Origin of the sequence: Tolypothrix sp. VBCCA 56010 (genome assembly GCF_050875635.1) — a bacterium.
In the GTDB taxonomy this organism is placed as follows: domain Bacteria; phylum Cyanobacteriota; class Cyanobacteriia; order Cyanobacteriales; family Nostocaceae; genus Hassallia.
The window spans coordinates 40,075-47,697 of the sequence record NZ_JBPAOH010000046.1; the positions used below are offsets into that span (position 1 = coordinate 40,075).

General features: G+C 45.7%; 3 protein-coding genes. 2 read left to right on the plus strand and 1 reads right to left on the minus strand.

What is annotated here, in order from left to right; translation table 11 throughout:
• Window positions 1–37: 37 nt before the first annotated feature.
• Window positions 38–1,786 (minus strand): hypothetical protein, encoded by a 1,749-nt coding sequence (locus AABK37_RS17460; RefSeq protein ID WP_432552819.1) that lies wholly within the window; start codon window positions 1,784–1,786, stop codon window positions 38–40.
• A 583-nt stretch (window positions 1,787–2,369) separates the two neighbouring features.
• On the opposite strand from AABK37_RS17460, the gene psaA reads away from it, so the two are divergent.
• Complete coding sequence (gene psaA, locus AABK37_RS17465; protein ID WP_432552820.1) at window positions 2,370–4,628, plus strand: photosystem I core protein PsaA; 2,259 nt, start codon at window positions 2,370–2,372, stop codon at window positions 4,626–4,628.
• Window positions 4,629–4,847: 219 nt separating this feature from the next.
• Complete coding sequence (psaB, locus tag AABK37_RS17470; RefSeq protein ID WP_432552821.1) at window positions 4,848–7,073, plus strand: photosystem I core protein PsaB; 2,226 nt, start codon at window positions 4,848–4,850, stop codon at window positions 7,071–7,073.
• The last annotated feature ends 550 nt before the right edge of the window (window positions 7,074–7,623 follow it).

Genomic DNA, 7,623 nt, shown 5'->3' on the forward strand with positions numbered 1-7,623 from the left:
TTCCAGCCTGAGGGCTAATCAAATTCACAAATACCCTTTACCCCTTATCTTCCGGCTGATTTAGCGGCAAATTTGGAGAAGGAGAAGCATCCGGAAACTGACGCGGGTTGAAATATCGCTTTAATTCCGGTTCTTCCGGATTGGGAGCGATTTTTTCTGGTAAAGTCGTTGATTCTGGCGTTGGCGTTTCCTCTAATTGAGGTTCTGGTTTTGAATCGATAATCTCTGGTAGTGTCGGAGACACACTCTCAGATGGAGAAGCATTGGGAAACTTACGACGATTGAAAAAGCCGCCAAACCTCCATTTTGCACTTTGTTGCGCGGATTGTTCGGGTATCGTTGATTCCGGGGTTTCTGTTTCCTCTAATTGAGGTTCTTTTGAAGCATTGGAAAACTTACGACGATTGAAAAATCCGCCAAATCTTGGTTTATCAGTTTGCGTGGATTGTTCCGGTATCGTTGATTTTGGCGTTTCCTCTGGTTGAGGTTCAATTAATTCCGGTGTTGGCGTTTCTTCTAATTGCGGTTCTGGTGTCGGAGACTCGATAATCTCAGGTAGTGTCGGCGGTACACTTGGAGATGGCGTCACAGGTGGTTGCGGAGTGGGAAGCTTAGATCCGCGACGATTGAAAAAGCCGCCAAATTTGGGTTTATCAGTTTGCGGAGATTGTTCTGGTATCGTTGGTTCAGGGGTTGGCGTTTGCTTTGGTTGAGGTTCAACTTGTTTTGGCTGGCTTGATTCCGGAGATTCAGATTTAGTAACAGGTTCCTCTACTTTATCCGGTGTTGTTTCAACTGTTGGTGCGGGTATTGGTTCAGGCGTTGTCGGTTTAGCAGTATAATTGGGGTCTACAATTGAGCGAACTTGGTCTGCTGAAAGTTCGCCTCTAACGATTTGAGAAAGAGTGTCTTTACCCTTTGGTTCGTAGGTAATCAGCCTGATTGTGCTGTTGAAGACATTTTTCACAACATTTCCCTTATCATCGAGAAATTCCAGCTTTACCCAGTTTTTACCAGGTTTAAAGCCTTTGAGATAAATTGACTGCCAGCGATCGAGAACAAAACTTTCACCATTAATTGTGCAACGAATGCGCCAATCAGCAATTTGATTGTTGGGATTGTCTTTAGCGACTAGGTGCAAAGGCGCATTAGTTAAATAAAAGTCTAGTAGAATTGGTTCTGCCCCGTAGATGCCTTGAGGACGGTTGTAGGTTATCAGGGGTAGTGCCGCATCCGGATTGTTATCGTCGCTTTTCGTGAAAATGTGAAATGTTGTTTGGGCATAAGCACCTTCATTTTTAAAGCTTTCATCCCAAGGACGAGAAGCAAAGACGCGCAAAGTATGCGTACCTGGGGACAAGTCTGGTAAAACCAGCGGTTGATTTAGGTCGTAAACAGATATGTATGGTTGATTATCAAGAATTACGTGTAAATGCGATCCTAGATCAAATTTTGGGTCTTTAAATATTGGTAAATCCTTAACTTGCAAGCGGACTGTAACTTTGTCGTCTTGCAGAACTTCATCAGCTTGGGGAGTAAGTATTGTTACTTGCGGTTGATAAATATCTAAGGGCGATCGCAGTTCTTGAATTACCGCTGGTGGGGAAACTTCAGAGAATTGCCGAGAAATCGGTTGCGGCTTTTCTTTGTATCCAACAGACACTTCTTGGCTCTTGGCTTTCTCGCCACAACTAGTAATACTCAACACCAGTAATAATATGATTAGTCGCCTGAGGATAGCGATCCTAGGTTGAATTTTCGCTATTGCTGTTGTCCGCCACTTCATGAGTTCCACCTAGTTTTAGTCTTCAACAACTGATTTTGGCGCAAACCATGATTCGGAACCATAGCCCAAAAGGTGAAATTTTCTGCAAATCTGATGTTTTTGGCAAAAAAGTCTAATTTTACTCGGATCTTTATCAGTTCTTTCTCAGAATTAGCCATATTTATCACAAATATTTATTAATAGCAATTTTCACAGAATATGGTAGTAGCCGCGATCTCAAAGACCAACATATACAAATAAAAGCCGAACAGAGCGAAAATGCTTACTACGTCTGGTTAGTGGAGAAATTTTACAAATTGTTATCGTTTGTAAATTATATGAAGAAGCTATTGACTTTTGGACAAGTTGTTTTCCGGGAAAAAGCAGATTCCACAATTACTCCAGGGATTTTTAATTATTGTTAACTTGTGTTCAACAAAGGGGGAGATAAGACTTTATAATTCAACAGAAAGCAATCTCCACATGAGGTCTTCACCGCTGCTTTGGGATACTTCTGGAGCATCGGACTAAGCACAACTTAGCCAAAAAGACAACAAGTGGTTTAAATGATTCCTCACATCCTTGTTAAGAGAGGAGGGTCTGAATGACGATAAGTCCTCCAGAGCGAGAGGAGAAAAAAGCAAGAGTAATAGTCGATAAAGACCCAGTTCCCACCTCATTTGAAAGGTGGGCGACCCCAGGTCACTTCGATAGAAACCTTGCTAGAGGTCCAAAAACCACCACCTGGATTTGGAACCTACATGCGCTCGCCCACGACTTTGATACACATACCAGCGATTTAGAAGACATATCCCGCAAAATATTTGCAGCACACTTCGGGCACCTAGCCGTAGTGTTCATCTGGTTGAGCGGGATGATATTCCACGGCGCGAAGTTTTCCAACTACGAAGCCTGGTTAGGCGACCCCTTGAACATTAAGCCAAGTGCTCAGGTCGTTTGGCCCATTGTGGGACAAGATATTTTGAATGGTGATGTCGGTGGTGGCTTCCACGGTATCCAAATCACCTCAGGCTTGTTTCAAATTTGGCGTGGCTGGGGTATTACAAACTCCTTCCAGCTATACTGCACTGCCATTGGCGGCTTAGTGATGGCAGCGTTAATGCTGTTTGCTGGCTGGTTCCATTACCACAAGCGCGCTCCCAAACTGGAATGGTTCCAGAATGTCGAGTCGATGCTGAATCACCACTTAGCAGTATTGCTAGGTTGCGGTTCTTTGGGATGGGCAGGTCACATCATCCACGTATCTTCGCCGATTAATAAGCTTTTGGATGCAGGCGTCTCGATTAAAGACGTACCTTTGCCCCACGAGTTCATCCTGAACAAAGACTTATTGATCGAGTTGTTCCCCAGCTTTGCGAATGGTTTGACACCATTTTGGACATTGAATTGGGGTCAGTATGCGGACTTCTTGACCTTCAAAGGCGGTCTGAACCCGGTAACTGGCGGCTTGTGGATGACTGATATTGCTCATCACCATTTAGCGATCGCTGTCGTCTTCCTCATTGCCGGTCACCAATACCGCACCAACTGGGGTATCGGTCACAGCATGAGAGAGATCCTCGAAAACCATAAAGGTCCCTTCACAGGCGATGGTCACAGAGGTCTCTACGAAAACATGACCACATCGTGGCACGCTCAGTTAGGAACTAACCTGGCAATGCTAGGTTCCCTAACAATCATCGTGGCACACCACATGTACGCGATGCCTCCGTATCCGTACTTGGCAACCGACTACGCTACACAGTTGTGTATCTTCACCCACCACATGTGGATTGGAGCCTTCTGTATCGTAGGCGGTGCGGCTCACGCTACTATATTTATGGTGCGGGATTACGATCCTGTAGTGAACCGAAACAACGTTTTGGATCGGGTGCTTCGTCACCGAGATGCAATCATCTCTCACCTCAACTGGGTTTGTATGTTCCTCGGCTTCCACAGCTTTGGATTGTACGTCCACAATGACACGATGCGTGCTTTGGGTCGTCCCCAAGACATGTTCTCAGATACAGCAATTCAATTACAGCCAGTATTTGCTCAGTGGGTACAAAACATACACACATTAGCACCTGGCGGTACCGCTCCCAATGCTCTAGAACCTGTAAGCTATGCTTTCGGTGGCGGAATTTTGGCTGTAGGCGGTAAAGTGGCAATGATGCCAATCGCGTTGGGTACGGCGGACTTCATGATCCACCACATTCACGCATTCCAAATTCATGTCACAGTCCTGATTCTGTTAAAAGGATTTTTGTTTGCTCGCGGTTCTCGTCTGATTCCAGACAAAGCAAACCTCGGCTTCCGCTTTCCTTGCGATGGTCCAGGTCGTGGTGGTACCTGTCAGGTATCCGGTTGGGATCACGTATTCCTCGGTTTATTCTGGATGTACAACACCATTTCGATTGCGATTTTCCACTTTAGTTGGAAAATGCAATCAGATGTCTGGGGTACGGTAGACAGCGATGGTGTTGTGTCTCACCTCACTGGTGGTAACTTCGCCGAAAGTGCCATCACAATCAACGGCTGGTTGCGTGATTTCTTGTGGGCACAAGCTGTACAAGTGATCAACTCTTACGGCAGTGCGCTGTCAGCTTATGGTCTACTTTTCTTAGGCGGTCACTTTGTTTGGGCATTCAGCTTGATGTTCTTGTTCAGCGGTCGCGGCTACTGGCAAGAACTGATTGAGTCCATCGTTTGGGCGCATAATAAATTGAAGGTAGCACCATCAATTCAGCCTCGCGCTTTGAGCATCATTCAAGGTCGTGCTGTTGGGGTGGCTCACTATCTCTTAGGAGGAATTGTTACCACCTGGGCATTCTTCCACGCACACATACTTACACTAGGCTAGAAATTGGCAGAATTTTGGATTTTGGATTTTAGATTCAATCCAAAATCCGTCTTGAAAAGTTTGCTCAACGGGGGGGAACCCCCCTCCGGGTTCGCCAGTCACCTGCGGAGGGAAACCCTCCCGCAGTGCTGGACTCACCGCACGCAACTTTTCGCAAAATCTAAAATCTAAAATTTCGCCGATAGCTGATGGCTAAAGGTCAGAGGATTTATCACACCTATGGCAACAAAATTTCCAAAATTTAGCCAGGATCTCGCACAAGACCCGACTACACGTCGGATCTGGTATGCGATGGCTATGGGAAATGATTTTGAAAGCCACGATGGCATGACAGAAGAAAATCTTTACCAAAGGATTTTCGCTACACACTTCGGTCATGTGGCAATCATTTTCCTATGGGCTTCGAGCCTTTTATTTCACGTAGCCTGGCAAGGTAACTTCCAAGAGTGGATCAAAGATCCCATTCATATCCGCCCGATCGCTCATGCGATTTGGGACCCTCACTTCGGTAAACCAGCAATCGAAGCTTTCACCCAAGGTGGTGCTAGCAATCCAGTTAACATAGCTTATTCCGGTGTTTACCACTGGTGGTACACTATCGGGATGCGGACGAACAATGACCTATATATGGGTTCAGTGTTCCTCCTGCTACTGTCAGCAGTATTTCTGTTTGCAGGTTGGTTGCACTTGCAGCCCAAGTTCCGTCCTAGCCTCTCTTGGTTCAAGAGTGCTGAACCTCGCCTAAACCACCACTTAGCTGGTTTGTTTGGTGTCAGTTCTTTGGCTTGGACAGGTCACTTGGTTCACGTTGCTATCCCCGAATCTCGCGGACAGCACGTCGGTTGGGATAACTTTTTATCCACCCTGCCGCACCCACAAGGTTTAACACCTTTCTTTACAGGTAACTGGGCTGCTTATGCTGCTGACCCTGACACGGCACAGCATGTGTTTGGTACATCTCAAGGTGCAGGAACTGCGATTCTGACTTTCTTGGGTGGTTTCCATCCTCAGACAGAATCGCTGTGGTTGACCGATATGGCTCACCACCACTTGGCGATCGCTGTCATCTTCATCATCGCCGGTCACCAGTACCGCACTAACTTCGGTATTGGTCACAGCATCAAAGAAATGCTGAACGCCAAAAACTTCTTTGGTGTCGAAACTGAAGGTCAGTTCAACCTGCCTCACCAAGGACTGTACGACACCTATAACAACTCTTTGCACTTCCAGTTGTCTATACACCTGGCTGCATTAGGAACCATCACCTCCTTGGTAGCGCAGCACATGTACGCTATGCCTCCTTACGCTTTTATCGCTAAGGACTACACAACACAGGCAGCGCTGTACACGCACCACCAGTATATTGCTGTATTCTTGATGACTGGCGCTTTTGCCCATGCCGCCATCTTCTGGGTACGTGACTACGACCCCGAACAAAACAAGGGCAACGTACTTGATCGCGTGCTGAAGCACAAAGAAGCGATTATTTCTCACCTAAGCTGGGTGTCTCTCTTCCTAGGCTTCCACACCTTAAGCTTGTACGTACACAACGACGTAGTAGTAGCTTTTGGAACTCCTGAGAAACAAATCTTGATTGAACCGGTGTTTGCCCAGTTCATCCAGGCTTCTCACGGGAAAGTGCTTTACGGCTTAAACACCTTGCTATCTAACCCGGATAGCGTTGCCTTCACCGCTTGGCCTAACTACGGTAACGTCTGGTTACCAGGATGGCTGGATGCAGTTAACAACAGCACCAACTCCCTATTCTTAACCATCGGTCCTGGTGACTTCTTAGTACACCACGCCTTCGCACTGGCTATCCACACCACCGTTCTGATTCTGGTCAAAGGTGCTTTGGATGCCCGTGGTTCTAAGCTGATGCCCGATAAAAAGGACTTCGGCTATGCCTTCCCTTGCGACGGTCCAGGTCGTGGCGGTACTTGCGATATCTCTGGTTGGGATTCGTTCTACCTCGCTCTGTTCTGGTCATTGAACACCGTTGGTTGGGTGACGTTCTACTGGCACTGGAAACATTTAGGTATCTGGCAGGGCAACGTCGCTCAGTTTAATGAGTCTTCTACGTACCTGATGGGCTGGTTCCGTGATTATCTATGGGCTAACTCCGCTCAGTTAATTAACGGATACAACCCCTACGGCATGAATAACCTGTCTGTCTGGGCTTGGATGTTCCTGTTCGGACACTTAGTTTGGGCTACCGGTTTCATGTTCCTCATCTCTTGGAGAGGTTACTGGCAAGAGTTGATTGAAACTTTGGTTTGGGCACACGAGCGCACTCCTTTGGCGAACCTAGTTCGCTGGAAAGACAAGCCCGTTGCTTTGTCCATCGTTCAAGGTCGTGTAATTGGTCTAGCTCACTTCACAGTTGGCTATGTCCTAACTTATGCAGCCTTCCTCATTGCCTCTACTGCTGGTAAGTTTGGTTAATAATCGCTTTCCTTTTGTGTTGTAGGTAGATAATTAAAATCCCCCGCCATTTGGTGGGGGATTTTTTTGTCTCATCTTGATCGATCCGCATTCGATACAAATTCATACTGCGGAGAGATGAAACTTTGAGATATCTTCACAATAGTGAGGCTATTTTTTTTATTTCTATATATAAGATGATGAAATTAACTTATAAACTTGATAAACATCAGCATTTATACAGTAGAGCATCCACCTAAATATCTAAGTTTTTTCTGGAGATATGTATATTTTTGAAAGTATTTCTAAATAGAAATGCATCTTGAGAGCTATGACTTCTAGTCATAAATAGTTTGTATTATTAAATACCAAAAAACTGACAAAAAGTATCCCAATGCCTAGGGATATTGCTTCTTGTCGCTAGAAAATACCAAAGGAAATTAAATCGATGTTGATTGATAGCCGTAACTTATACCATTTGGTTAAAATTGCGCCACAAATAAGGCATCTTTCAAGTAATCCCAACAAGTCAGGGAAATGACAACATCTTTATCGAGCGATCGCAGAATGT

Bases quoted from the DNA above. Each gene is read 5' to 3' on its own strand.
- AABK37_RS17460 (WP_432552819.1), bottom strand. From the start codon at position 1,786: ATGAAGTGGCGGACAACAGCAATAGCGAAAATTCAACCTAGGATCGCT.
- psaA (WP_432552820.1), top strand. From the start codon at position 2,370: ATGACGATAAGTCCTCCAGAGCGAGAGGAGAAAAAAGCAAGAGTAATA.
- psaB (WP_432552821.1), top strand. From the start codon at position 4,848: ATGGCAACAAAATTTCCAAAATTTAGCCAGGATCTCGCACAAGACCCG.